Here is an 829-nt window from a genome sequence, read left to right as displayed (position 1 = left end):
AAATTTTCAAAGAAATTCCCGATAATCAACCTATTTTACGCTCCTTACGTCAACAAATCGAAGAGTGCATCACCAATTTTGATCACTGTGTTAATGCTTTCGTAGAAAAATCAAACATCACCTCTTCTTCTATTACGAACCTCTCACTTATCGCTCACGATATTGTGCAGTTAATAGATGAACTTCATCAAAAAATTCAAACGACAGAATCCGCTCAAACACTCTCCTGGGCCAAATGTCTTGTAGAAACCTGTGAAGCGCATCATCACGATGCCAGCAATGACTATAACACCGAACAACTCTGTAAAAAATTAAACACTTTAGCCGTAAATGCTCGAAAAATAGCCCTTGATATGGAATTTGATTTCTTAGAGCATCCTGAACGGCATCTCTTGTCCATTGGATATAATGTTCAAGAAAATAAACTTGATGAAAATTGTTATGACCTGCTCGCTTCAGAAGCGCGTCTCGCAAGCTTTTTTGCCATCGCAAAAGGAGACATAAAATGTAAACATTGGTTTCATCTTGGTCGACTTCTTATCCCAATTGGTTGGAGAGGAGCCCTCTTATCATGGTCTGGCTCTATGTTCGAATATCTCATGCCGTCTCTTGTTATGCATGAACCTTTAGGGTCTCTCCTCGATCAAACCAATCGATTGATTATTCATCACCAAATACAATACGCTCGTCAACGAAAATTACCAAGGGGTATTTCAGAAGCTGCATTTAACGCCCGCGATCACTTAATGAATTACCAAGACGCCAGTTTTGGTGTTCCACGCCTCGGACTCCAACGTGGACTCTCACGCAAGGTTGTTATTGCCCCGTA

Annotated in this window: 1 protein-coding gene; it reads left to right on the top strand. The window is 40.7% G+C overall.

The window, feature by feature from the left end:
- The coding region (locus ACFINS_RS09940; protein WP_375706169.1) for a hypothetical protein at window positions 1-829 on the top strand (829 nt) is incomplete at both ends.

Origin of the sequence: Bartonella sp. AA2SXKL (assembly GCF_042197205.1) — a bacterium.
Classification (GTDB): Bacteria; Pseudomonadota; Alphaproteobacteria; order Rhizobiales; family Rhizobiaceae; genus Bartonella.
This window is presented reverse-complemented; position numbering and strand designations above follow the sequence as displayed.